General features: G+C 74.9%; 23 protein-coding genes and 3 tRNA genes. 8 read left to right on the top strand and 18 right to left on the bottom strand.

Translation table 11 applies throughout. From position 1 onward, the window contains the following. Positions 1-4 precede the first annotated feature (4 nt). Positions 5-196 (top strand): 50S ribosomal protein L28, encoded by a 192-nt coding sequence (gene rpmB, locus ACWIYF_RS06660; protein ID WP_073421792.1) that lies wholly within the window; start codon positions 5-7, stop codon positions 194-196. A 231-nt stretch (positions 197-427) separates the two neighbouring features. On the opposite strand, the gene ACWIYF_RS06655 is transcribed toward rpmB, so the two are convergent. The 3 genes from ACWIYF_RS06655 to ACWIYF_RS06645 are packed head-to-tail and all read right to left on the bottom strand — an operon-like array spanning position 428 to position 2,599. After that, positions 428-1,057, bottom strand: a complete 630-nt coding sequence (locus ACWIYF_RS06655) for a cytidylate kinase-like family protein (protein ID WP_448627329.1) — start codon at positions 1,055-1,057, stop codon at positions 428-430. After that, complete coding sequence (locus ACWIYF_RS06650; protein ID WP_448627328.1) at positions 1,045-1,575, bottom strand: GNAT family N-acetyltransferase; 531 nt, start codon at positions 1,573-1,575, stop codon at positions 1,045-1,047. The genes ACWIYF_RS06655 and ACWIYF_RS06650 overlap by 13 nt, the downstream gene beginning before the upstream one ends. Beyond that, on the bottom strand, positions 1,559-2,599 hold the full coding sequence (locus ACWIYF_RS06645; RefSeq protein WP_448627327.1) for a thiamine-phosphate kinase: 1,041 nt from the start codon (positions 2,597-2,599) through the stop codon (positions 1,559-1,561). The genes ACWIYF_RS06650 and ACWIYF_RS06645 overlap by 17 nt, the downstream gene beginning before the upstream one ends. Positions 2,600-2,691: 92 nt before the next feature. On the opposite strand from ACWIYF_RS06645, the gene ACWIYF_RS06640 reads away from it, so the two are divergent. Further along, complete coding sequence (locus ACWIYF_RS06640; RefSeq protein ID WP_179715053.1) at positions 2,692-2,925, top strand: Lrp/AsnC ligand binding domain-containing protein; 234 nt, start codon at positions 2,692-2,694, stop codon at positions 2,923-2,925. A gap of 82 nt (positions 2,926-3,007) precedes the next feature. Beyond that, a complete protein-coding gene (locus ACWIYF_RS06635) occupies positions 3,008-3,535 on the top strand; it encodes a DUF3515 domain-containing protein (RefSeq protein WP_448627326.1) in 528 nt (175 codons plus the stop codon). Between the two features lie 4 nt (positions 3,536-3,539). Here ACWIYF_RS06635 and ACWIYF_RS06630 read toward each other — a convergent pair whose 3' ends face one another. The 5 genes from ACWIYF_RS06630 to ACWIYF_RS06610 form a co-directional block, all read right to left on the bottom strand. Next, positions 3,540-4,214 carry a DUF7373 family lipoprotein gene (locus ACWIYF_RS06630; protein ID WP_448627325.1) on the bottom strand — a complete coding sequence of 225 codons (675 nt, stop codon included), beginning with the start codon at positions 4,212-4,214 and terminating at the stop codon, positions 3,540-3,542. After that, a complete protein-coding gene (locus tag ACWIYF_RS06625; protein ID WP_448627324.1) occupies positions 4,211-5,359 on the bottom strand; it encodes a D-alanine--D-alanine ligase family protein in 1,149 nt (382 codons plus the stop codon). Before ACWIYF_RS06625 ends, ACWIYF_RS06630 begins: the two co-directional genes overlap by 4 nt. A gap of 26 nt (positions 5,360-5,385) precedes the next feature. Continuing rightward, positions 5,386-6,516: a cystathionine gamma-lyase gene (locus ACWIYF_RS06620; RefSeq protein WP_448627323.1), complete on the bottom strand. Its 1,131-nt coding sequence runs from the start codon at positions 6,514-6,516 to the stop codon at positions 5,386-5,388. Positions 6,517-6,589: 73 nt separating this feature from the next. After that, a complete protein-coding gene (locus ACWIYF_RS06615; protein WP_448627322.1) occupies positions 6,590-7,585 on the bottom strand; it encodes an NAD(P)H-dependent glycerol-3-phosphate dehydrogenase in 996 nt (331 codons plus the stop codon). Beyond that, the gene (locus tag ACWIYF_RS06610; RefSeq protein WP_448627321.1) at positions 7,582-8,361 is read right to left on the bottom strand and encodes a lysophospholipid acyltransferase family protein; all 780 of its coding nucleotides are present in this window, start codon (positions 8,359-8,361) and stop codon (positions 7,582-7,584) included. The genes ACWIYF_RS06615 and ACWIYF_RS06610 overlap by 4 nt, the downstream gene beginning before the upstream one ends. A gap of 96 nt (positions 8,362-8,457) precedes the next feature. Here ACWIYF_RS06610 and cofC point away from each other — a divergent pair, with 96 nt between their 5' ends. From cofC to ACWIYF_RS06595, 3 genes are read left to right on the top strand one after another with little or no spacing between them, the layout of a single operon-like run. Then, on the top strand, positions 8,458-9,105 hold the full coding sequence (gene cofC / locus ACWIYF_RS06605; RefSeq protein ID WP_448627320.1) for a 2-phospho-L-lactate guanylyltransferase: 648 nt from the start codon (positions 8,458-8,460) through the stop codon (positions 9,103-9,105). 42 nt (positions 9,106-9,147) lie between these two features. After that, on the top strand, positions 9,148-11,235 hold the full coding sequence (locus ACWIYF_RS06600; RefSeq protein ID WP_448627319.1) for an RNA degradosome polyphosphate kinase: 2,088 nt from the start codon (positions 9,148-9,150) through the stop codon (positions 11,233-11,235). Next, positions 11,225-12,133 (top strand): NUDIX hydrolase, encoded by a 909-nt coding sequence (locus ACWIYF_RS06595; protein ID WP_448628728.1) that lies wholly within the window; start codon positions 11,225-11,227, stop codon positions 12,131-12,133. The genes ACWIYF_RS06600 and ACWIYF_RS06595 overlap by 11 nt, the downstream gene beginning before the upstream one ends. 63 nt (positions 12,134-12,196) lie before the next feature. Here ACWIYF_RS06595 and leuD read toward each other — a convergent pair whose 3' ends face one another. Next, positions 12,197-12,796, bottom strand: coding sequence for a 3-isopropylmalate dehydratase small subunit (leuD, locus tag ACWIYF_RS06590; RefSeq protein WP_448627318.1), 600 nt, complete (start codon positions 12,794-12,796; stop codon positions 12,197-12,199). After that, a complete protein-coding gene (leuC, locus tag ACWIYF_RS06585; protein ID WP_448627317.1) occupies positions 12,796-14,214 on the bottom strand; it encodes a 3-isopropylmalate dehydratase large subunit in 1,419 nt (472 codons plus the stop codon). Before leuC ends, leuD begins: the two co-directional genes overlap by 1 nt. Before the next feature lie 102 nt (positions 14,215-14,316). Here leuC and ACWIYF_RS06580 point away from each other — a divergent pair, with 102 nt between their 5' ends. Continuing rightward, a complete protein-coding gene (locus ACWIYF_RS06580) occupies positions 14,317-14,979 on the top strand; it encodes an IclR family transcriptional regulator (RefSeq protein ID WP_448627316.1) in 663 nt (220 codons plus the stop codon). Between the two features lie 165 nt (positions 14,980-15,144). Further along, positions 15,145-16,254: a sulfite oxidase gene (locus tag ACWIYF_RS06575; protein ID WP_448627315.1), complete on the top strand. Its 1,110-nt coding sequence runs from the start codon at positions 15,145-15,147 to the stop codon at positions 16,252-16,254. 33 nt (positions 16,255-16,287) lie between these two features. On the opposite strand, the gene galK is transcribed toward ACWIYF_RS06575, so the two are convergent. The 8 genes from galK to ACWIYF_RS06535 all read right to left on the bottom strand — a co-directional run bounded on the left by galK (position 16,288) and on the right by ACWIYF_RS06535 (position 22,680). Next, positions 16,288-17,457 (bottom strand): galactokinase, encoded by a 1,170-nt coding sequence (galK, locus tag ACWIYF_RS06570; protein ID WP_448627314.1) that lies wholly within the window; start codon positions 17,455-17,457, stop codon positions 16,288-16,290. After that, on the bottom strand, positions 17,454-18,536 hold the full coding sequence (gene galT, locus ACWIYF_RS06565) for a galactose-1-phosphate uridylyltransferase (RefSeq protein WP_448627313.1): 1,083 nt from the start codon (positions 18,534-18,536) through the stop codon (positions 17,454-17,456). Before galT ends, galK begins: the two co-directional genes overlap by 4 nt. A 146-nt stretch (positions 18,537-18,682) precedes the next feature. After that, positions 18,683-18,755 (bottom strand) — tRNA-Glu (locus ACWIYF_RS06560). A 109-nt stretch (positions 18,756-18,864) separates the two neighbouring features. Then, positions 18,865-18,937: transfer RNA gene (locus ACWIYF_RS06555), tRNA-Glu, on the bottom strand. Between the two features lie 33 nt (positions 18,938-18,970). Then, a tRNA-Gln gene (locus ACWIYF_RS06550) sits at positions 18,971-19,042 on the bottom strand. 62 nt (positions 19,043-19,104) lie between these two features. After that, positions 19,105-20,394, bottom strand: a complete 1,290-nt coding sequence (locus ACWIYF_RS06545) for a CPBP family glutamic-type intramembrane protease (protein ID WP_448627312.1) — start codon at positions 20,392-20,394, stop codon at positions 19,105-19,107. A gap of 10 nt (positions 20,395-20,404) precedes the next feature. Beyond that, positions 20,405-21,871, bottom strand: coding sequence for a glutamate--tRNA ligase (gltX, locus tag ACWIYF_RS06540; protein WP_448627311.1), 1,467 nt, complete (start codon positions 21,869-21,871; stop codon positions 20,405-20,407). Next, a complete protein-coding gene (locus ACWIYF_RS06535; protein ID WP_448627310.1) occupies positions 21,868-22,680 on the bottom strand; it encodes a fumarylacetoacetate hydrolase family protein in 813 nt (270 codons plus the stop codon). The genes gltX and ACWIYF_RS06535 overlap by 4 nt, the downstream gene beginning before the upstream one ends. Positions 22,681-22,710: the final 30 nt, after the last annotated feature.

Raw genomic sequence — 22,710 nt, 5'->3', positions numbered from 1 at the left:
CACCGTGGCTGCCGTGTGCGATGTCTGTGGCAAGGGGCCCGGTTTCGGTATGTCGGTGTCGCACTCGCACCGCCGCACGCCGCGCCGCTGGAACCCGAACATCCAGTCCGTCCGGGCGCTCGTCGCCCCGGGCAACCGCAAGCGCATCAACGCCTGCACCTCGTGCATCCGCGCGGGCAAGGTCGTGCGCGCCTGACAGGCCCCCTGCAGGGTCCCGACGCGAGCTTGCGAGTGGCGGGGGGCAGGGGGTCCTTCCAGAACCCCGGAGGTCACCGGCCTCCGGGGTTCTTCGCGTCGGCCGCCGGACGCCGCGAGCGACGGGAACGCTCACGAACAACGTGCGTCGATGGCGCATCCGCCCGCGAGTAGTGCGCCACATCCGCACACCGCCGCCACGGCGAGCGAACGCGGCGGCACCCGACAGCGGTCAGTGCCGGCCGATGCCGCGGGCGCGGGCGGCGGTGACGACGATCTCGACCACGGTCTCCAGTGGCAGGGCGGTGCTGTCGATCACCAGGTGGTAGTGCCGCGCCGAGCCGGGGTCGCAGCGGTAGAAGTGCCGCACGTAGGCCTCCCGCGTGCGGTCGTTGGCCTCGAGGTCGCGGCGGACCTCCTCCACCGGCCGCCCCGAGCGGGCCACCGCGGCGGCCAGCCGGCGCTCGGACGGCCCGTCCAGCCGCACGTGCAGCGCGTCCGGCCGCTCGCGGAGCACCATGGCACCCGCCCGCCCGAGCACCACTCCCCCGACGCCGTCGGCCACCTCGGTGAGCACCTTCTCGGTCTGCTGCCGGTAGGCCCGCTCGTCGGGCAGGGACGACGACGGCAGCACCCCGCCCACCGGGTCGGGCATGGTGCCCAGCGAGGCCACCAGCCGCCAGAGGCCGCGCACCACGGTCTCGTCGTTGGCCTCGGCCTCCGCCACCGGAACGCCGAGCCGCCCCGCCACCTGCGCGGGGATGGCCCGGTCGTGGAAGGGCAGGCCCAGCCGCTCGGCGACCGCCGGCGCGACCTCCGCGCCGCCGGCCCCGTAGGGCGCGGAGATGGTCACGATGCCCACGACGACTCCTCTCCCGGGTCGACCGATGGCAGCTCCTTGCCGAGGAACACGGCACCGGGCGCGTCCGCGTAGACGCCGAACCCCGGCACCGGGCCGTAACCGGCGCCGGCGTAGAGCGCCAGGGCCTCGGGCTGCCGGTGCCCCGTGTTCAGCACCACGGCCCGGTGCCCGGCCTCCGCCGCGCTCACCTGGAGCGCCCGCATGACCAGCCGGGCCAGGCCCAGCCGGCGGAAGGCCGGCTCGACGTAGACCCGCTTCACCTCCACGACCCCCGGCTCGTGCACCCGCCACGCGCCGCAGCCGGCCGGCACGCCGTCCACCTCGACGACGAGGAACAGCCCGGCCGGCGGGCGGAACTCCGCGGGGTCGACGACGGCGCCGTCCGGCCCGCCGTAGCGCACCGTGTACTCCTGCTGGACCCGCGCCACCAGTTCCCGGGCGACCGGGTCCTCGTACGGCACCGCCCGCAGCCGCACGGCACGGCCGTCGCGCAGCAGCGCGTCAGCCGAAGTGGACATGACCCGGCCCCTCCGCTCCGACCGCCCGCGCGGCCTCGGCCGCAGGCTGCCCGCTCACCAGCACGGCCGCATCCTGCCCGGCCTCGCGCACGGCGCCGATCGCGGCCCACCCCTCGGGCAGCGCGACCGACGGCGGGAAGGTGGCCAGCAGCGCGTGGTCCTCGCCCCCGGTGAGCACCCACGCCATCGGGTCGGCGCCGAGCGCGGCGGCGACCTGCTGCAGCGGACCGGGCGGCTCCAGGCAGGCGCGCACCAGCGCGGCCCGGTCGAGGTCCAGGACGGCGCCGCTCGCCACGGCGAGGTGGCCGGCGTCGGCGAGCAGCCCGTCGCTGACGTCGCACATGGCGGTGGCTCCCGCCGCGGCCGCCGCGGGACCGGCGCCGTAGGGCGGCTGGGGACGGCGGTGCGCGGCGACCGCCACGACGGGGCTGGTGAACCCGCGGCGCAGCACCGCCAGCCCGCAGGCCGACCAGCCCAGCCGGCCGGCCAGCGCGACGACGTCCCCCGGGCGGGCGCCCGACCGCAGCACCGGCGCCCGGCCGCCCAGGTCGCCCAGCGCGGTCACCGACAGGACGACGCCGGCGCTGTCCGGCGCGCTGGCCACCGTGTCGCCGCCGACGACGGCCGCCCCGAGCGGCGCGCACTCGGCCGCGAGCCCGGCGGCCACGCCCTCCAGCCAGCTCGTCGGGGTGTCCGGCGGGCAGGCCAGCCCGACCAGCAGGGCCGTCGCCACCCCGCCCATCGCGGCGACGTCGGCCAGGTTGGCCGCGGCCGCCTTGTGCCCGATGTCCTCGGCCGAGGACCAGTCGCGGCGGAAGTGCCGGCCCTCGACCAGGACGTCGGTGGTCGCGACGACCCGCCCGTCCGGGGTGCGCACCACCGCCGCGTCGTCGCCGGGCCCGACCTCGGCGGCCGCGGCGTCGCCCGCCCGCGCGACGACGCGGGCGATCACGCCGAACTCGCCGACCACCCGCACGCTGTCGGCGGGGTCGTTCCGCGGGATCAGCGGGCGAGGCCGACTCACCGGCCGACCTCCACTGCTGCCGTAAGGTCTCCAGTCGTCCGCCACCCGGCCGGATCAGCACAACGGCAGCGCTGCCCCAGGAAGGGTCTTCCGTGGTCCACGCCTACATCCTCATCCAGACCGAAGTCGGCAAGGCCGCGCAGGTCGCCTCGACGATCAGCGAGATCGACGGCGTCACCAAGGCCGAGGACGTGACCGGGCCCTACGACGTGATCGTCCGTGCCGAGGCCGAGACCGTCGACGAGCTCGGCCGGCTCGTCGTCGCCCGGGTCCAGTCGGTGGACGGGATCACGCGCACGCTGACCTGCCCCGTCGTCAACCTCTGACGTCGCCCTGAGCCAGGACACCGCCCGCGAGCCGGCCCGCCGGGAGGACCCCCTCCGCCGGATCGCGCTGATCGCCACGGCCGTGCTCGTGCCGGTGGTGGTCGCCGCCCTCGTCCTGGTGCAGGTCCTCGGCGGCGGCGACGACGGCGGTGCGGACGGCGGCCCCGTGGCGCAGGTCGGGGGCACCCCGACGCCCCAGCGCGCGGACCTCCCCCCGCTGCCCGTCGACGTCCCACCCGTGACGCCGGAAGCGGACGCGAACTGCCCGGCGCTGATGGGCGCCCTCCCCCTCGAGCTCGCCGGTGAGCCGTCCCGGCCGGTGCAGTCGGACTCGCCGTTCGCCTACGCCTGGGGCGACCCCGCGGTCGTGCTGGTTTGCGGCGTGGACCGCCCGGCCGGCTTCGTCGCCACCGCCAGCCTGATCCAGATCAACGCCGTCCAGTGGTTCGTCGACGACTCCGACCCGGACACGGTCGTGTGGACGACGGTCGACCGCCCGGTCTACGTGCAGCTCACGATCCCCAGCTCGGTCGACAGCGGCCCGGCCACCGCGCTGAGCACGCTGATCGCCACCACGTTGCCCGCCCAGGACCCGCAGCCGGGGGCCTGACCCCTCACGACGGCGGCAGCCGCTCCAGCTGCGCGCGCAGGACCGCGGCGACCTCGTCGGCGGCCGCCGACGGCGAATCCGCGACCGAGGTCACCGAGACGCCGAAGACGCCGGAGCCGCACCAGGCCATCGCCGCCGGGCCCGGGAGACCCTCCGCCGGCCGGTCGACGGTGAGCAGCCGGCAGCCGCCGGGCAGGCCGGGCGGGTCGTCGCGCAGCATGCCGCGGTAGAACTCGGCCTCGTTGCCGGCGACCTCGCGCGCGTAGGCCCCGGCGCCGGCCCGGTCCCGGAACTGGTAGACGAACACGCCGGTCACCGGCCCGGACTCCGCGCCGGTGCCCCAGAACCGCTCCCAGCCGAACCGGAAGCCGTAGTCGGCGAGGACGTCGCGCTCGCGGTGCGGGTCGCGGGCGTAGGCGGCGACGTCGGACACCCACTTCGCCCCGGCCGGCGGGGTGAGCGCGTCGTCGGGGAGCCGGGGCAGGCCGGAGGGCACGTCGGTCACGACCAGCTCCGCCAACTCCTGCGGCGAGGTCGGCACCGGCGCCCCCGGCGCGGCCGTCGCCTCCCCCGCCACGGAACGGGAGCAGCCCGTCAGCAGCGGGACGGCGCACAGCAGCGCACCCGCCAGGAGCCGGCCGGCCGTGCCCGGTCGCGAGGACAGCCGGCGACGGGTCACCGGGGGGTCCGGCCGCCGTCCCGGCCGCCGGCGCGCAGCGCCGTGGCGACCAGCCGATCGACGAGCTCGGGATAGCTGACGCCCGAGGCCGCCCACATGCGGGGGAACATCGAGATCGGCGTGAACCCGGGCATGGTGTTCACCTCGTTGATGACCAGGTGGTCGCTGCCGTCGGGGTGCGTACCCAGGAAGAAGTCGACCCGTGCCAGCCCGCGGCAGTCCAGTGCGAGGTAGGCCCGGCGGGCGGCCTCCTGCACCGCCTGCGTCTGCTCGGCGGTGAGGTTGGCCGGGACGTCGAAGTCGACGGCGTCGTCGAGGTACTTGGCGTCGAAGTCGTACCAGTCGGTGCCCGGGCGCAGCCGGATCTCCGCGGGCAGGCTCGCCTCCGGCGGGCCGCCCTCCGGCCCGGCCAGCACGCCGCACTCGACCTCCCGCCCGGGCACGGCCGCCTCGACGATCACCTTGGGGTCGACGGCGGCGGCGGTCGCGACCGCGGCCGGGAAGTCGGCCCAGTCGGTCACCTTGGTGATGCCGATGCTGGAGCCGGCGCGCGACGGCTTGACGAAGACCGGCAGCCCCAGCCGCTCGCGCGCGGCGTCGTCGAGCACCGACGGGTCGGCGCAGATCGCGCCGGAGGCGTCGCGCAGCACGACGTGATCGCCCTGCGGCAGGCCCGCGGCCGCGAGCAGCTTCTTGGTGAACTCCTTGTCCATCGACGCGGCGCTGGCGAAGACGCCGGAGCCCACGTACGGGAGGCCCGCCATCTCCAGCAGCCCCTGGATCGTGCCGTCCTCGCCGTAGGTCCCGTGCAGGACCGGGAAGACGACGTCGACCTCGGTCAGCGCCGGTCCGATCGCCGCGCCCGGCTCGAGGACGGCGAGCCCGCGGCCGGCGGGGTCACCGACCAGCGACACCGCCGTCCCCCCGGAGACCTCGGGCAGCCGGCCGTCGGTGATCGCCAGCCGCTGCTCCGGGTCGGCCAGGACCCAGCGGCCGTCGGTGGCGATGCCGACGCGCACCACCTCGTAGCGCTCCGGGTCCAGGGCGGCGATCACGCTGCCCGCGGACACGCAGGAGATCGCGTGCTCCGCGCTGCGCCCCCCGAAGACGACCGCGACGCGCACCTTGCCACCCTTGCCGCTCATCGCGGCCGACCCTAACCGAGGCGCTGTCACACGCTGTCGAGCGCCGCCGAGAGGTCCGCAACCAGGTCGGCGGTGTCCTCGATCCCGCAGGAGAACCGCACGAAGCCGGCGTCCACCGCGTCCCCGCCCCACTGCGCCCGCCGGTCGACCGTGCTGTGCACCCCGCCGAAGCTGGTGGCGGCGGTCCACAGCCGGCTGGCGCCGAGCATCCGCGCGACCGCGTCCGCCGAGGCCAGTGTCGCCGAGACCACGCCGTTCGGCCGCAGCATCTGGCGGGCGGCCACGGCGGCCGACGGGTCGCCGGGCAGCCACGGCCAGCGCACGCCGCTGACCGCCGGGTGGGCGGCGAGCAGGTCGGCGACCGCCGCGGCGGTGGCGGCCTGCCGGGCCAGGCGGAGGTCCAGGGTGCTCATCGACCGGTGGCCGAGCCACGCCTCGAACGGCCCCGGGGTGGCACCGGTGTGGTCGCGCCAGCCCTTCATGCGGGCGTGCAGCTCGTCGTCGGTCGTGCTCACGTGGCCGAGCAACAGGTCGCTGTGCCCGGTCAGGGCCTTGGTGTCGCTGCCGATCGTGAGGTCGGCGCCGAGGTCGAGCGGCCGCTGACCGAGCGGGGTGGCCGTGGTGTTGTCCACGGCCAGCACCGCCCCGGCCGCGCGGGTGGCCGCGGCCACCGCGGCGATGTCGCAGACGTCGAGCTGCGGGTTGCTCGGCGTCTCCAGCAGCACGAACCGGGCGCCCTCGAGGTCCCCGCGAGCCGCCACCTCGCCGATGTCCGGCGTCGAGACGTACTCCACCCGCATCCCGAAGCGGGTGAGCTCGTCGGCCGCCAGCAGGCGGGTCGCGTAGTAGCCGTCCGCCGGCAGCACCACCCGGTCGCCGGCGCCCGCGCAGGCCAGCAGCGCGGCGCCGATCGCCGCCATGCCCGTGGCGAACGACAGGCACCGGCCGCCGTCCAGCTCGCCGATCGCGGCCTCCAGGGTGCGCAGCGTCGGGTGCTCGGTGCGGGCGTAGGCGTCGGCACCGCCGGTGCGCGGCGGGACGTCGCCGAGGTGGAAGGGCGCGGCGAAGACCGGCGAGGGCCGCAGCGGCGCCCCGGGGACGGCGGCGTCCTCCCCCGCCCGGACGGCCTTCGTCCCGTCGCCGTACTCCGGCCTCACTCGGCCTCCTCGCTGGCGCTCGTCGGCCGAGCGAGCCGGCTGGCCGTGCCCTTCGGCGACCTCGCGAGCTCGGTCACTCGGCCTTCGCCTCGCGGGACATGATCTCGCGCACCATCTTCGCCGGGGCCTCCCCCTCGTGGCAGACGCGGACGACGGCCTCGGTGATCGGGACGTCGACGCCGTGGGCGCGGGCCAGGTCGAGCACCGACCGGCAGCTCTTGACCCCCTCGGCGGTCTGGCGGGTGCTCTGCTGCACCTCCTCGACGGTCATCCCGCGGCCCAGCTTCTCGCCGAAGGTCCGGTTGCGCGACAGGGGCGAGCTGCAGGTGGCGACCAGGTCCCCGAGACCGGCCAGCCCGGCGAACGTGGTCAGCTCCGCACCCAGCGCGATCCCGAGCCGGGCGGTCTCGGCCAGACCGCGGGTGATCAGCGAGGCCCGGGTGTTGTCGCCGAAGCCCAGGCCCTCCATCATCCCGACGGCCAGCGCGATCACGTTCTTGACCGCGCCGCCGAGCTCGCAGCCGACCAGGTCGGTGTTGGTGTACGGCCGCAGGTACGGCGTCTTGCAGGCCGCCTGCAGCGCCTCGGCCCGGCCGGTGTCCGGGCAGCCGATGACCGTGGCCGCCGGCTGCTCCTCGGCGATCTCGCGGGCGAGGTTCGGTCCCGACAGCGCGGCCACCCGGTCGGTGCCGGCGCCGGTGACCTCGCAGATGACCTCGCTCATCCGCTTGGTCGTGCCGAGCTCGATGCCCTTCATCAGCGACAGCAGGCTGGCGTCCGCCGGCAGCAGCGGCGTCCACTCGGTCAGGTTCGCGCGCAGCGACTGCGACGGGACGGCGAGGACGACGACGTCGGCGTCGACCAGCGCCTCCCCCGCGTCGGCGGTGGCGCGGACGGCGGAGGGCAGCCGGACGCCGGGGAGGTAGTCGCGGTTCTCGCCGTCCTCGGTGATCGCCTTGGCCAGCTCGGGCCGGCGGGCGAACAGGGCGACGTCGCAGCCGGCGTCGGCCAGCACCTTGGCGAACGTCGTCCCCCAGGAGCCGGCCCCCAGCACCGCCGCCCGCGTCACGCGGCGCTCCCTGAGACGTCCCCGGGCAGCTCCCGCCCCGGCCGCGGGTGGAAGGCGGCCGGCGCCGGTTCGCCGCGCAGGTCGGCGAGCTGGTCGCGCACCCGCGACATGATCAGCTCGGTCGTCTCCCGCAGCAGGTCCGCGGACAGCGGCCGGCCGGCGCGGACCTCGGCGCGCAGCGCGGTGAGGTCGATCGGCTCGCCGACCAGGTAGTCGGCCGGTGTCCGCAGCCGAAGGTGCCATTCCTTCGTGTGGTAGTCGTGCAGCCGCTGCGGCCCCCACTGCGCGACCGGGACGACGACGGCGTCGGTGGTCAGGGCCAGCCGCGCCACCCCCGTGCGCGACTCCATCGGCCACCAGTCGGGGTCGCGGGTCACCGAGCCCTCCGGGTAGATGATGATCGCGTTGCCCTCCGCCAGGTCCGCCTGCGCGGCCGACACCGAGCCCCGGGCGTCGGCGGTGAACCGGGCCACCGGGATCTGCCCGGCGTGCCGGAGCACCCAGCCGACGACGCCCTTGAACAGCGACTCCTTGGCGAGGAAGTGCGGGATCCGGCCGCTGTCGAACACCAGCCGGGCGCAGGCGATCGGGTCGAGGATCGAGACGTGGTTGGCCACCACCAGCACCGGCCCGTACGGCGGGATGCGCTCCTCGTGCCGGTAGCGCAGCCGGAACAGCAGCGAGGCGACCGGGTACACGGTGGCGATGCACAGCCACATGCCGATCGGGATCGGCCTGCGGGTTCGCCACTTCGACGGTCGCGCCTGCTTCGCCACCGGCACCTCCTGGGGATGTGATCCCGCCCATGATCGACCCTGCGGGGCCGCAGCACCGCATGCGGGGTCCCCGCAGGCCGGTCGGGGTGTGCTGACATGGGAGCCGTGACGACCTGGTCGGTGGTGATCCCGGCGAAGCGCCTGGCGCTGGCCAAGACCCGCCTGCGTCCCGTCACGGCAGGGCTCGGCGGCACCGCGCACGCCGAGCTGGTGCTCGCCCTGCTGGCCGACACGGTGGCCGCCGCCGTCGACTGCCCGCGAGTGGGCCGGGTGCTGGTGGTCACCGACGACCCCGCCGCCCGCGAGACCGTCCGCGCGATCGGCGCCGCGACGGTCGGCGACGAGCCCGACCGCGGGCTCAACCCCGCCCTGGAGCACGGGGCCCGCAGCGCCGGCGGGCCGGCCGTGGCCGCGCTCTCCTCCGACCTGCCGGCGTTGCGGCCCGACGAGCTGGCGGCCGCGCTGACCGCGGCGGAGGCCGCGCCGCGCTGCTTCGTGGCCGACGCCGACGGCACCGGGACGACGCTGCTGACCGCCCTCGGCGCTCCGCTGGACCCGCGGTTCGGGGCCGGCTCGGCCGCCGCGCACCGGGCCGCCGGTGCGCTGCCGCTCGACGGCGACTGGCCCGGGCTGGCGCAGGACGTCGACACGGAAGCCGCCCTCCGCGCGGCGCTGCGTCTGGGCGTCGGCCCGAGCACGGCGGCGATCGCCGGCCGGCTGGGCGTGGCCGGCGCCCGCTCCTGAGCGGACCCACCGCCGTTCACCTCGGTACGGCACGATGACGGCGTGGCCCTCGAGACGGCGTCCGCCCGGTCGGCACCAGCGCAGCAGCCGCTGCCCGCCGACCGCTTCCTCAACCGCGAGCTGTCCTGGCTGGACTTCAACGCTCGTGTCCTGGAGCTGGCCGAGGACGACACCCTGCCCCTGCTGGAGCGGGTGAAGTTCCTCGCGATCTTCGCCAGCAACCTCGACGAGTTCTTCATGGTCCGCATCGCCGGGCTCAAGCGCCGGCAGAGCACCGGGCTCACCGTCCGCTCCCCCGACGGGCTGACCATCCGCGAGCAGCTGTCCCGCGTGACCGAGCGGACCCAGGACCTCGTGCACCGGCACGCGAACGTCTTCCTCAAGGACGTGGCGCCCCGGCTCGAGGAGACCGGCATCCGGATCGTGCACTGGGAGGACCTCGCCGACACCGAGGCCAAGCGGCTGCGCGAGTACTTCCGCGACCAGGTGTTCCCGGTGCTCACGCCACTGGCGGTCGACCCGGCCCACCCTTTCCCGTACATCAGCGGGCTCTCGCTCAACCTCGCCGTCTCGGTGCGCGACGCCGAGAGCGGGTCGGCGCACTTCGCGCGGGTGAAGGTGCCCAACAACGTGCCACGGTTCGTGCCGGTCGGGTCGACGGGCGGCGGGTCGACGTTCCTGCCCCTCGAGGACCTCATCGCCGCGCACCTGCCGCAGCTGTTCCCCGGTCTGGAGGTGCTTGCCCACCACCTGTTCCGGGTCACCCGCAACGCCGACCTCGAGGTCGAGGAGGACCGCGACGAGGACCTGCTGCAGGCCCTCGAGCGCGAGCTGGCCCGGCGCCGGTTCGGCCCGGCGGTGCGGCTCGAGGTCACCGACACGATGGACCCGCAGATCCTCGACCTGCTGCTCTCCGAGCTCGAGATCGGCCGGGAGGACGTCGTCGAGGTGCCCGGGCTGCTGGACCTGGCCGCGCTCTGGGCCCTGTACGACCTCGACCGCCCGGAGCTCAAGGACGAGCCGTTCGTCCCCGCCACCCATCCGCGCCTGTCGGAGGGCGAGACGCCCAAGAGCGTGTTCGCCACCCTGCGCGAGGGCGACGTGCTGGTCCACCACCCGTACCACTCGTTCGCGACCAGCGTGCAGCGCTTCATCGAGCAGGCGGCCGCCGACCCGAACGTGCTGGCGATCAAGCAGACGCTCTACCGCACCTCCGGCGACTCCCCGATCGTCAACGCGCTGGTCGACGCCGCCGAGGCGGGCAAGCAGGTCGTCGTCCTCGTCGAGATCAAGGCGCGCTTCGACGAGGAGGCCAACATCAGCTGGGCCCGTGAGCTGGAGAGGGCCGGCTGCCACGTCGTCTACGGCCTGGTGGGCCTGAAGACGCACTGCAAGACCGCTCTGGTGGTGCGCCGCGAGCACGGGGTGCTGCGCCGGTACTGCCACATCGGCACCGGCAACTACAACCCGAAGACGGCGCGCATCTACGAGGACCTCGGCATCCTCACCGCCGACCCGCGCGTGGGCGCCGACCTCACCGACCTGTTCAACACCCTGACCGGCTACTCCCGGCAGACCGCCTACCGGACGCTCATGGTGGCGCCGCGCGGCATCCGCGCCGGGCTGATCGACAAGATCCGGCGCGAGATCCGGCACGCGGAGGAGGGCCGGCCGGCGGGCATCCGGTTCAAGATGAACGCGTTGGTCGACGAGCGGATCATCGACGCGCTGTACGAGGCGTCGAACGCCGGCGTCCCGGTGGAGCTGCTCATCCGCGGGATCTGCGCGCTGCGCCCGGGGGTGCCGGGGCTGTCGGAGAGCGTCCGGGTGCGCTCGATCGTCGGCCGCTTCCTCGAGCACTCGCGCGTGATGGCGTTCGCCAACGGCGGCGAGCCGGAGTTCTGGATCGGCAGCGCCGACCTCATGCACCGCAACCTCGACCGGCGGGTGGAAGTGCTGCTCAAGGTGTGCGAGGAGCCGGCGCGGGCCCAGCTGCAGACGATGTTCGACGAGGCGATGGCGCCCGGTGTGCGGTGCTGGGAGCTGGGCGCCGACGGGGCGTGGACGCGCGGCGGCGAGCGGGACTACCAGGCGGAGCTCATGGAGCGGGCCGGTGAGCATGCCGGCTGAGACGCCGGTGCTCGCCGCGGGCGGCGTGGTCTGGCGGGCGAGCCCGGACGGCGTCGTCGAGACGGCGATCGTGCACCGGCCCAAGTACGACGACTGGTCGCTGCCCAAGGGCAAGCTCGACGCCGGCGAGCACGCGCTGGTCGCCGCCGTGCGCGAGGTCGGTGAGGAGACCGGCCTGGCCGTCGTCGTCGGCCGGCGCAGCCTCCGCACCCGGTACGCCGTCCCCGAGGGCGACAAGCAGGTCGACTACTGGCTGATGCAGGCCGTCGGCGGGGAGTTCGAGCCCAACTCCGAGGTCGACGAGCTGCGCTGGCTGCCGCCCGGCGAGGCCGACCAGCTGCTCACCCACGAGCACGACCGCGCGGTGGTCGCCGACCTGGGCCGGGACGACGTCCCGCGGGCGCCGACCCTGCTGCTGGTCCGCCACGGCAGTGCCGGCGACAAGTCCGAGTGGGACGGCCCCGACGAGCTGCGGCCGCTGGACGCCAAGGGCCGCCGCCAGGCGCGGCGGCTCGCCGAGGTGCTGCCGCTGTTCGCGCCCACCGCCGTCCTGTCGGCGGAACGGACCCGGTGCCGGGACACGGTGGCGCCGCTGGCCGACGCGCTGGGCCTCGACGTCCTGCCCTGCCGTGAGCTCGGCGAGGAGGAGTTCTCCGACGACCCGCAGGCCGGGCTGGCGATCGTCGAGCGGCTGCTCGCACCGCGCAACCGCCCGGGCGTCACGGTGCTCTGCAGCCAGGGCGGGGCGATCCCGTCGGTGCTGCTGGCCCTCGGCGTGCGCTGGGAAGGTGTCGCCGGCCGGCTGTACCCGCCGTCCGCCAAGGGCAGCACCTGGGCGCTCGGCGGGCGCCCCGGCGCGCTGACCGCCGACTACTACCGCGACTTCAACGGCGCCTGAACGGCCCCTCTGCAGGGTCCCGCCGCGAGCTTGCGAGTGGTGGGGGGCAGAGGGGTCCTTTTCTCAGCGGGCGGGCAGCGCCTGCGGCATCCAGGACGGGCGCTGCGCCTCGAAGGCCTCGATGTCGGCGACGTGGCGCTCGGTGAGGCCGACGTCGTCCAGCCCCTCGAGCAGCCGCCAGCGGGTGTAGTCGTCGATCTCGAATCCGACGACCCGGTCGGCGTAGCGGACCTCCTTGGCGACCAGGTCGACGGTCACCTCGGTGGCCGGGTCCGCCTCGATCGCCGTCCACAGCGCCTCGACCTCGGGCTGCGGCAGCAGCACGGTGAGCAACCCCGACTTGGTCGAGTTGTTGCGGAAGATGTCGGCGAACCGCGAGCTGATCACCGCGCGGAACCCGCCGTCGAGCAGCGCCCAGACGGCGTGCTCGCGGGAGGAGCCGGTGCCGAAGTCCGGCCCGGCGACCAGGATCGACGCGTTCGCGTACTGCGGCTGGTTGAGCACGAAGTCGGGCTCGTTCTTCCGCCACGCGACGAACAGGCCGTCCTCGAAGCCCGTGCGGGTGATCCGCTTGAGGTACTCGGCCGGGATGATCTGGTCGGTGTCGACGTTGGTCCGCCGCAGCGGGGCCGCGGTGCCGGTGTGGGTGGTGAAGGCGTCCATCAGGCGGGAACTCCAGCGGTCTCGAGGTCGGCGGGGGCGGTCAGGTGGCCGGTCAGCGCCGTGGCGGCGGCGACGGCCGGGGACACCAGGTGGGTCCGCCCGCCCTTGCCCTGCCGGCCCTGGAAGTTGCGGTTGCTCGTGGACGCCGAGCGCTCCCCCGGCTGCAGCTGGTCGGGGTTCATGCCCAGGCACATCGAGCAGCCCGCGCCGCGCCACTCGGCGCCGGCCTCGAGGAACACCTGGTCCAGGCCCTCGGCCTCGGCCTGCGCCTTGACCCCGACCGAGCCGGGGACGACGAGCATCCGGGTGTTCGCGTCGATCCGCTTGCCGCGCAGCAGCTCGGCGGCGACCCGCAGGTCCTCGATCCGGCCGTTGGTGCACGAGCCGAGGAAGACGGTGTCGACCTTGATCTCGCGCAGCGGGGTGCCCGCGGTCAGGCCCATGTAGGCCAGCGCCTGCTCGGCAGCGTGGCGGTCGTGCTCGTCGGCGAAGTCGGCCGGGTCGGGCACCCGCTCGGAGATCGGCAGGCCCTGGCCGGGGTTGGTGCCCCAGGTGACGTACGGCGTCAGCGCGGCGGCGTCGAGGTGCACCTCGCGGTCGAAGACGGCGTCCTCGTCGGTGCGCAGGGTCGTCCAGTACTCGACGGCGGCGTCCCAGTCCGCCCCCTGCGGAGCGTGCGGGCGGCCCCGGAGGAACTCGAAGGTCGTCTCGTCGGGCGCGATCAGCCCGGCGCGGGCACCGGCCTCGATCGACATGTTGCAGATGGTCATCCGGGCCTCCATCGAGAGCTTCTCGATGGCGCTGCCGCGGTACTCGATGACGTGGCCCTGGCCGCCGCCGGTGCCGATCTGGGCGATCACGGCCAGGATGATGTCCTTCGCCGAGACGCCCGGGGGCAGCTCACCGTCGACGGTGACCGCCATCTGCTTGGGCCGGTACTGGGGCAGGGTCTGGGTGGCCAGCACGTGCTCGACCTCGCTGGTCCCGATGCCGAACGCCAGCGCGCCGAACGCGCCGTGGGTCGAGGTGTGGCTGTCGCCGCAGACGATGGTCGTGCCCGGCTGGGTGAGGCCGAGCTGCGGGCCGATCACGTGCACGATGCCCTGGTCGCGGTCGCCCATGGGCGCGAGCCGGATGCCGAACTCGGCGGCGTTCTGGCGCAGCGCCTCCACCTGGGCCCGGCTGATCGGGTCGGCGATCGGCTTGAGGATGTCCAGGGTCGGGACGTTGTGGTCCTCGGTCGCCATCGTCAGCTCGGGACGGCGGACCTTGCGGCCGGCGGCGCGCAGGCCGTCGAACGCCTGCGGGCTGGTCACCTCGTGCACGAGGTGCAGGTCGATGTAGAGCAGGTCCGGCTCGCCGGCCGCACTGCGCACGACGTGGGCGTCGTAGACCTTCTCCGCCAGGGTCTTCGGCACGGCACTGGTCCTCTCGGGGGATCTCACTGGCGATCCCATTGTGTGGGATGCAAGTATTGCTGTGTGGGACAGCCTAACCCCGTCGCGGTTCTGGACAAAGCGGTGGCCATCCTCCGCGCCGTCGCCGACGAGCCGGCATCGCTCGCCGACCTGGTCGCGCGCACCGGCTTGCCGCGGGCGACGGCGCACCGGCTGGCCGTCGCGCTCGAGGGCCACCGGCTGGTGGAGCGCACCGAGAGCGGCGCCTGGGCGACCGGGCCGGGGCTGCGCGAGCTCGCCCGCAGCGGCCCGGACCTCGCCGAGCTGGCCGAGCGGCACCTGGCGACGCTCCGCGACGTGAGCGGCGAGAGCGCGCAGTTCTACGTCCGGGACGGCGCCTCGCGGGTCTGCGTCGCCGCCGCCGAGCGGGCGCACGGGCTGCGCGACACCGTGCCGGTGGGCGCCCGGCTGCCGCTGACCGCGGGCTCCGCGGCGCACGCCCTGCTCGCCTTCGCCCCCGCCGACGAGGTCACCCCGCTGCTGCCCTCGGCCAGTTTCACGGCGCGCACGCTGCTCGACGTCCGCCGGCGCGGCTGGGCGCACAGCATCGCCGAGCGCGAGGCCGGCGTCGCGTCGCTGTCGGCGCCGGTGCGCGACGGGTCCGGCGGCGTGCTGGGCGCGGTCTCCATCTCCGGCCCGGTCGAGCGGCTGGGCCGCCGTCCGTCGCCCGAGGTCATCGGCGCCGTCCTGGATGCCGCCGCAGCCATCTCCCGCGCCGCCCGGTAGCGGGCCATCCCGGGGCGGTGGGTCATCGGTCGCAGTCTCGCGCATGCTGCGCGCCGAGATGCGCGAGACGAGCCGATCCCGACGACGATGACACCCGCCAGGCGAATCTCGGTGCCCGCCTCGCCCGAGGGTGACGGGGCGGCGATGGCAGCGAAGACTGCTGGCATGACCGCCACGGAGACCCACGCCGGCCGCGCGCGCATCGCCGAACCGGGTGAGGGCATCGGCCTCGACGAGCTGGCCCTGGCCACCCGCAACCACGGGATGCCCCTGGAGGCCCTCCGCTACGACGTCACCCCGCCGGGCCTGCACTACGTGCTGACCCACTACGACATCCCGGCGGTCGACCCCGGCACCTGGCGGCTGGAGATCGGCGGCGCGGTCGAGCGGCCGGTCAGCCTCGGTCTCGCGGAGCTGCGGCGGCGCCCCCAGGTCACCGCGCACGTGCTGCTGGAGTGCGCCGGCAACGGCCGCGCGCGCTACGAGCCGCGGCCGGTCAGCCAGCCGTGGCTGCTCGAGGCAGTCGGCGCCGCCGAGTGGACCGGCACGCCGCTGGCCCCGCTGCTGCAGGAGGCGGGCCTCTCCCCCGACGCGGTCGACGTCGTCTTCACCGGCGCCGACCACGGCGTCGAGCGGGGTGTCGAGCAGGACTACGCCCGCGGCCTGCCGGTGGCCGAGGCGCTGCGCCCCGACGCCCTGCTGGTGTGGGGCATGAACGGCGCCGCCCTGCCGCCGCAGCACGGCGCCCCGCTGCGGCTGATCATCCCCGGCTGGTACGGCATGGCCCACGTCAAGTGGCTGCGGCGGATCGACGTCCTCGAGCGGCCCTTCGACGGTTTCCAGAACGCCACCGCCTACCGCCTGAAGGTCGACGCGCACGAGGACGGCGAGCCGGTCACCCGCATCCGGCCCCGCGCGCTGGTCACCCCGCCGGGCTGGCCGGACTTCATGACACGGGAGCGCTTCGTGCACCCCGGCACCGTCGAGCTGTCGGGGCGTGCGTGGTCCGGGCACGCGCCGGTCACCCGGGTCGAGGTGAGCACCGACGGCGGCGCCACGTGGGACGACGCCGTCCTGGCGCCCGCCGACCCCGAGCACCCCTACACCTGGCGGGCGTGGAGCTACGAGTGGACGGCGACCCCTGGCCGCGCCGAGCTGCTCGCCCGGGCCACCGACGAGGCCGGGGACACCCAGCCGGTCGAGCAGGAGTGGAACCGCCAGGGCATGGCGAACAACCTCGTCCAGCGGGTCCCCGTCACCGTCCTCGAGACCTGAGCGGGCTTTCGGTACCGAAAGCCCACTCGGGCGTCATGCGATCCGCCGGGCACCCGCGGAGGGGACGGCGACGAACGTGCGGGGCGGCGGCGCCCCCTCGCGGTCGAACCGGTCGGTGACGGCAGCGGCCACAGCCTCCACGCGGTCGGCGTCGAGCAGGACGATGGCGCTGCCGCCGAACCCGCCGCCGACCATCCGGGCGCCGTACGCGCCGGCTGCCAGCGAGGCCTCGACGACGGCGTCGAGCAGCGCGGTCGAGATCTCGAAGTCGTCGCGCAGGGACTCGTGGCCGGCGGTGAGGACCGGCCCGATCACCCGCACGTCGCCCGAACCCTGCAGCGCCGCGACCACCTCGAGCACGCGCGCGTTCTCCGTGACGATGTGCCGGGCCCGCCGCTGCAGCACCGCGCCGTCGGGCGTGCCGTCGGCCAGGACGGCGAGCGCGGCGACGTCAGGCACCTCGCGCAGCAGCCCGACCCCGAGCCGGGCCGCCGCCTCCTCGCACTCCCGGCGGCGGTCGCCGTACCCGCCGCCGGCGTGCTCGTGGGTCTGGCCGGTGTCCACGACCAGCAGCGCCAGCCCGGCGGCGGCCAGGTCGAAGGGCACCTGCTCGCTGCTGCGGTCGCGGGTGTCGAGGAACAGCGCATGCCCGGCCGTGCAGAGCATCGACGCCGACTGGTCGAGGATGCCGGTCGGCGCCCCGACGAAGTCGTTCTCGGCCCGCCGGGCGACGTCGACCAGGTCGGCCGCGGTCAGCCCGGGCGCGCAGAGGTCGCGCACGGCGAGGGCGACGGCGCACTCCAGGGCGGCCGACGACGAGAGCCCCGCGCCGGCGGGGACGTCGCTGTCGACCAGCACCGAGAGCCCGCCGGCCGCGGCCACCGCCTCGCGCAGCTCGTGCACGACCCCGGCGGGATAGCCGGCCCACCCGCGCGGGTGCCCGGGGGTCAGCTCGGCGAGCGGCAGGACGACGACGTCCTCGGGCTGCTGCAGCGAGGCGAAGGCGACCGCGCCGTCGGTGCGCGGCCCGACCGCCGCGCGGGTCGTGTGCGGCAGCGCCATGGGCAGCACGAAGCCGCCGTTGTAGTCGGTGTGCTCGCCGATCACGTTCACCCGGCCCGGCGCCGCCCACACGCCCGCCGGCTCGGTGCCGAACCGCTCGGAGAACGCGTTCCGGGCAACCGCCGCCTGCTCGTCGCTCACGCGCCCACCACTACGGCGCGCAGCTGCTCGGCGACGTCCTCCGGGTTGGTGTCGGTGATGAACGCGCCCATCCCCGACTCGGAACCGGCCAGGTACTTCAGCTTCCCCGGCGCCCGCCGGATCGAGAACAGCTGCAGGTGCAGCCACCACGCGTCGCGGCCCTCGCGCACCGGGGCCTGATTCCAAGCGGCGATGTAGGGCATCGGGGTGTCGAAGCGGCGTGCGAAGCGGCCAAGGACGTCGAGGTAGACCTCGACGAAGGCATCCCGCTGGGCGTCGTCGAGCGCCGGCAGGTCGGGCACCCGCCGGGTCGGGAAGAACTGCACCTCGTACGGCCAGCGGGCGGCGGCGGGGACGAACGCCGTCCAGTGCTCGTTGGCGCAGACCACCCGCGGACCGGTCCGCTCGCTCTCCACCACCTGGGCGAACAGGTCGCCCTCGCACCGCCGGACCGACTCGAGGATCTTCGCGGCCCGGGGCGGCAGGTACGGGTAGCCGTAGATCTGCCCGTGCGGGTGCGAGAGCGTGACGCCGATCTCCTCGCCGTGGTTCTCGAACGGGAAGACGTACTCGATGCCGTCGACGGCGCTCATCGCCTCGGTGCGGTCGGCCCAGACGTCGACCACGAGACGGGCCCGCCGGGGGCCGAGCTCGGCGAAGACGCGGTCGTGGTCGTCGGTGAAGCAGACGACCTCGCAGCGGCCGAAGCCGGGGCGCAGCTCGGCCAGCGGCGCACCGGGCGCGGACGGCGGCACGTCGCGCTCGACCGCGGTCGCCAGCGAGGGGAAGCGGTTCTCGAAGACGACGACCTGGTAGCCGCTCTCGGGGATCTCGGTGGGCCGCCCCGGCCGCGACGGGTCGAGCGGGCACTCGTCGGCCGGCGGCAGGAACGTGCGCGACTGCCGGTGCGAGGCGATCGCGACCCACTCGCCGAGCAGGGCGTCGTAGCGCAGCTGGGAGCGGGTGCTGACCGGCGGGAGGTCGCGGGTGTCGACGGCGTCCCGGGGCCCGGGCGAACCGTCCTCGTCGTAGTAGAGAATCTCCCGGCCGTCGGCCAGCCGACGACTCGTCCGGATCACCGCTGACCGACCTCCGCGTCCACGAGGGGCCGGGTCTCGGCCCACGGAACGCTATCCCCGGTTTCGGATCATGGGCCACTCGGGGCGGGGAGTGCACCCGAAAGGGAAGAGCTCCCGGCCGGTGGCCGGGAGCCGTTCACCATGAGTAGCCCCGAGGGGATTCGAACCCCCGCTACCGCCTTGAGAGGGCGGCGTCCTGGGCCGCTAGACGACGGGGCCGTGCGGCGGCACCGATCCTGCCACGCCAGCGGCCGGCCCGTGCCACCGGGCCCGGCCGGCGAACGCACGAGCGCCCCCGGCCGGATCGGCCGGGGGCGCTCGCGGTGCGTAGCCCCGAAGGGATTCGAACCCTCGCTACCGCCGTGAGAGGGCGGCGTCCTGGGCCGCTAGACGACGGGGCCGTGCGGTACTGCAAGAGGAACCAGGCTTCCTCGCTGGGGTACCAGGACTCGAACCTAGACTAACGGAGCCAGAATCCGTCGGGCTGCCAATTACCCCATACCCCAAGGGTGGCGCGGCACCTCGCGGCGCCAGGAACAGACCATACCTGACGGTTCCGGACCGGCGGTCACCGCCCCCAGGGCGCGGCGGGCTGCGGCTGTCCCGGCACCGGGCCCGCGGGCCCCGCCGGACCAGGACCAGCGACAGGCGGAGTGGGCGGGCGCAGGTCCAGAGCGGCCGTGACCGTCTCGGGCCGCAGCCGCCGCCGGAGGAGGGCGACGGCGGCCACGTAGGCGGCCATGGCGAGCATGTCGACGAGCACCGCGAGCACGCCGGGACCCGAGACGTCCTCGGTCGCGACCGCCTCGCCGAGGGCGCCCGCCAGCACGAAGACCAGCACGTTGTTGACCGCGTGCAGCACGATGGCCGCCTCCAGGCCGCCGGTCAGCCACACCACCGCCGACGCGGCGAGGCCGAATCCGAACCGGTCGAGGAAGGTCAGGAGATCCGGGGGGATGTGGGCCAGGGAGAACAGCGCGGCGGTGACCACGGCGGCCACGACCGCCCCCGCACGGGGCGCGCGGATCCAGCCGGCGATCGCCTGGCTGAGGTAGCCGCGGAAGAGGTACTCCTCCGCGGCCGACTGCAGCGGTGTGGTGAGAAACACGACCAGGAGCAGCCAGCCGTAGCCGGGGATCGGCCCGGTGACCGCTCCCGGGTCGAGGGCCACGGCGACGCCCACGCTGAGCGCGAGCCCCACGCCCAGGGTCGCCAGCGCCCGCAGGGTCAGCGGCAGGAACAGCCGCCGTCGCAGCCGGGCCAGCACGGACGATGACCAGCCGATCCGCATCCCGTGCGCCACCGCCCAGGCCAGCCAGACGGTCGGGATGGCCACGATCAGCGTCAGGTTGGTGACCAGCAGGGTGACCGGGTCGGTCAGGTTCTGCAGCGCCAGGTCGGGCCCCACGGCGGTCAGCAGGGCCACCAGGACGACGATGACGTCGGCCACCGAGAAGACGACGCCGAACAGCACCAGCCCGAGCAGCGGGCGCCACCAGCGCCAGTCCCGCGAGCGCATGACCTGCAGGAACGGCCGGGGGACGTCGTGCGGCGGCGTCCCCGGGGGTGGCTGCCAGCGGATCGGCGGCCCGGACGGCCACGGCGCGGGTGCCTGCATCCACGGCGCCGGCGGCCCGGACGGCCACGGCGCGGGTGCCTGCATCCACGGCGCCGGCGGCCCGGGCCACGGCGCGGTCGGCCACGGCGCCGTGCCCCAGGGCGGCTGGGCCCACGGTCCCGGCGGCGCCGGATAGCCGCCCGTCCAGGGCGCCGGGGCCGCGCCGGGGACGACCGGCGGTGCGCCGTACGGCCCAGTCGGCGGCGGCCCGGTGTAGGGCTCGTGCTCAGGGGCGGTCATCGGGCCCCGCTCAGCCGGCCAGCCGGCGGGCCCGGTCCAGGCGGGCGAGGGTGCGCTCGCGGCCGAGCAGCTCGATCGACTCGTACAGCGGCGGGGAGACCGTCCGGCCGCTGACCGCGACCCGCACCGGCCCGAAGGCCTGGCGGGGCTTGCGCCCGAGGCCGTCGACCAGCGCGGTCTTGAGGGCCTCCTCGATCGCCCCGGTGGCCCAGGTGTCCAGGCCGGCCAGCGCCGCCGACGCCGCGTCCAGGACCTCCCCCGCGCCGTCGCCGGCCAGCTGCTTGTCGGCGGCCGCGGGGTCGATCTCGACGTCCTCGGTGAAGAGGAAGGAGAGCAGCCCGACGGCGTCGGAGAGCACGACCATGCGCTCCTGGGCGAGCGGGGCGATCGTCTCGAGCACCCGGCGCTGCTCGTCCGTCGGCGGCTCGGCGACCAGCCCGGCCGCGGCCAGGAACGGGATCACCCGCTCCACGAACCCCACCAGCGGCAGCGCGCGCAGGTGCGTGGCGTTGATGGCCTCGGCCTTCTTCAGGTCGAACCGCGCCGGGTTGGCGCTGACCCGGGTCACGTCGAACGCCTCGATCATCTCCTCGGGAGAGAAGACGTCGCGGTCGTCGGCGATGGCCCAGCCGAGCAGCGCCAGGTAGTTGATCAGCCCCTCGGGCAGGAAGCCACGCTCGCGGTAGACGTCGAAGTTCGACTGGGGGTCGCGCTTGGACAGCTTCTTGTTGCCCTCGCCGAACACGAGGGGCAGGTGCGCGAACCGCGGCGTCCCCTTGGCGACGCCGACGTCGGTGAGGGCCTGGTACAGCGCGATCTGCCGCGGGGTGGAGGGCAGCAGGTCCTCGCCGCGCAGCACGTCGGTGATGCCCATCAGCGCGTCGTCCACCGGGTTGGTGAACGGGTAGAGCGGCACGCCGTTGCCGCGCAGCAGCACGAAGTCCGGCACCGATCCGGCAGCGAAGCGGACCTCGCCGCGCACCAGGTCGTCCCAGGCGAGGTCGGTGTCCGGCATCGCCAGCCGCAGCACGGGCAGCCGGCCCTCTTCCCGGAACGCCTGCTTCTGCGCGTCGGTGGTGAACCGGTCGGCGTTGTCGTAGCCGAGCTTCGGGTCCTGGCCCGCGGCCAGCCGGCGGGCCTCGACCTCCTCGTTGGTGGAGAACGACTCGTAGGCGTGGCCGGCCTCGAGCAGCTTGGCGGCCACCTCGCGGTAGATCTCGTGCCGCTCGGACTGCCGGTAGGGCCCGTGCGGGCCGCCGATCTCGGGGCCCTCGTCCCACTCCAGCCCCAGCCAGTGCATGCACTCGAGCAGGTGCCGGTAGGACTCCTCGGTGTCGCGGGCGGCGTCGGTGTCCTCGATGCGGAAGACGAACGTGCCGCCGGTGTGCCGCGCGTGCGCCCAGTTGAACAGCGCCGTCCGCATGGCGCCCACGTGCACCAGGCCCGTGGGCGAGGGGCAGAAGCGGGTGACGCTCACCGCGCGCCGCCGGCGGTGGAGGTGCGGTCGGCGTCCGCGACCGGGTTGGAGAGGGTGCCCAGGCCCTCGATCGTGACGTCGACGCGCTGGCCGGCCCGCATCGGCCCGACGCCGCTCGGGGTGCCGGTGAGGACGACGTCGCCGGGCAGCAGGGTCATGACGTCGGAGATGTAGGAGATCAGCGTCGGGACGTCGAAGAGCAGCTGGCTGGTGCGCCCGGACTGGCGCAACTCGCCGTCCACGGTGCAGGTGACCTCGAGGTCCGCCGGGTCCTTGCCCAGGCCGGCCAGGTCGGTCTCGATCCACGGGCCGATCGGGCAGAACGAGTCGAAGCCCTTGGCGCGGGTCCACTGCCCGTCGCTCTTCTGCATGTCCCGCTCGGTGACGTCGTTGCCGATCGTGTAGCCGAAGATGCTGGCCGCCACCTGGTCCGGGCGGACGTGGCGGGCGCCGCGGGCGCCGATGACGACGGCGAGCTCGGCCTCGTGGTGGACGTTGGTGCTGCCCGGCGGGATGCGGATGGCGTCGCCCGGGCCGATCACCGAGGTCGAGGGCTTGAGGAACAGCAGCGGCTCCTTGGGCGCGTCGCCGGTGTTCATCTCCTTCACGTGCTCGGCGTAGTTCTTGCCGACGCAGACGACCTTGCTCGGCAGGATCGGCGAGAGCAGCCGGACGTCGGCCTGGGCGTAGCGGGCGCCGGTGAAGGAGATCTGGCCGAACGGGTGACCCTCGATCTGGGCGACGTGACCGTCCCCGTCGAGGACGCCGAAGGACATGCCTTGAGGGCTCGCGAAGCGGACGATGCGCACGGCGTCGAGGCTAGTCGGCCGGCGGTGGAT

This window comes from Geodermatophilus sp. URMC 64, from assembly GCF_053502555.1.
The sequence above is the reverse complement of the archived record's forward strand: the minus strand, read 5'-3'. Positions and strand labels throughout refer to the sequence as shown.

Coding starts and splice junctions, on each gene's coding strand:
- ACWIYF_RS06650 (WP_448627328.1), bottom strand. CDS start 1,575: ATGTCCACTTCGGCTGACGCGCTGCTGCGCGACGGCCGTGCCGTGCGG.
- ACWIYF_RS06625 (WP_448627324.1), bottom strand. CDS start 5,359: ATGAGCGGCAAGGGTGGCAAGGTGCGCGTCGCGGTCGTCTTCGGGGGG.
- cofC (WP_448627320.1), top strand. CDS start 8,458: ATGGGAGCCGTGACGACCTGGTCGGTGGTGATCCCGGCGAAGCGCCTG.
- ACWIYF_RS06595 (WP_448628728.1), top strand. CDS start 11,225: ATGCCGGCTGAGACGCCGGTGCTCGCCGCGGGCGGCGTGGTCTGGCGG.
- leuD (WP_448627318.1), bottom strand. CDS start 12,796: ATGGACGCCTTCACCACCCACACCGGCACCGCGGCCCCGCTGCGGCGG.
- ACWIYF_RS06575 (WP_448627315.1), top strand. CDS start 15,145: ATGACCGCCACGGAGACCCACGCCGGCCGCGCGCGCATCGCCGAACCG.
- ACWIYF_RS06545 (WP_448627312.1), bottom strand. CDS start 20,394: ATGACCGCCCCTGAGCACGAGCCCTACACCGGGCCGCCGCCGACTGGG.